Origin of the sequence: Hymenobacter algoricola (assembly GCF_039539525.1) — a bacterium.
Lineage (GTDB): Bacteria > Bacteroidota > Bacteroidia > Cytophagales > Hymenobacteraceae > Hymenobacter > Hymenobacter algoricola.
Genome location: NZ_BAABDH010000048.1, coordinates 1 through 670 on the forward strand (window position 1 = coordinate 1; position 670 = coordinate 670).

A 670-nucleotide genomic window follows, 5' to 3' on the forward strand; every position below is an offset into this window, starting at 1 on the left:
CTAGGGCGTGTTCTCAAGAACGTTCGGCATGGCAAAGTCGTAATAGGCTTATTTTCAAGATGAATGCTGACCGTACGTTGCTCACCGATAATCATTGGGCACTGATTGCGCCCCTTTTGCCCGGCCGCGTGGGTCGGCGCGGGGTGGTGGCCAAAGACAACCGGGGCTTTGTCGAAGCCGTGCTGTGGGTGGGGCGCACGGGCCTGCCCTGGCGGGACCTGCCCCCGCACCTGGGCCAGTGGCACCGGGTGTTCGTGCGCTTTAGCCGCTGGCGCACCCGCGGCGTGTGGGCCCAGGTGCTGGCCGCGCTACAGGCCGTGGGCCAAGCCGTGCCCAGTCCACGCCAGCGGCAGGTGCAACTCGATTCGACCACCGTGCGGGCCCACCAGCACGCGGCCGGGGCCCGTAAAAAAAGGGCCGCAGGCCCTGGGGCGTAGCCGGGGCGGCTTTTCCACTAAGTTGCACGTGGCCGGTGACGGGGCCGGCGGCCTGCTAGCCTTTGCCCTGACGGCAGGCCAGGCGGGCGATGCCCCGCAGGCCGCCGACCTGCTCACCCCGCTGCTGGCCCCGGCCCGGCAGGTGTTGGCCGATACGGCCTACGATTCCGACGCCATCCGGGGCCTAATCGCCGAAACCGGCGCGGTGGCCGTCATTCCACCCCGCCCCAACC

General features: G+C 69.1%; 2 protein-coding genes. Both read left to right on the plus strand.

All coding sequences use genetic code 11. The features are described from left to right. The first annotated feature begins 59 nt into the window (after positions 1 to 59). A complete protein-coding gene (locus tag ABD842_RS13690; protein ID WP_345114906.1) occupies positions 60 to 437 on the plus strand; it encodes an IS5 family transposase in 378 nt (125 codons plus the stop codon). A gap of 28 nt (positions 438 to 465) precedes the next feature. Continuing rightward, positions 466 to 670: transposase (locus ABD842_RS13695; protein ID WP_345114909.1), on the plus strand; the 205-nt coding region annotated here is incomplete at its 3' end.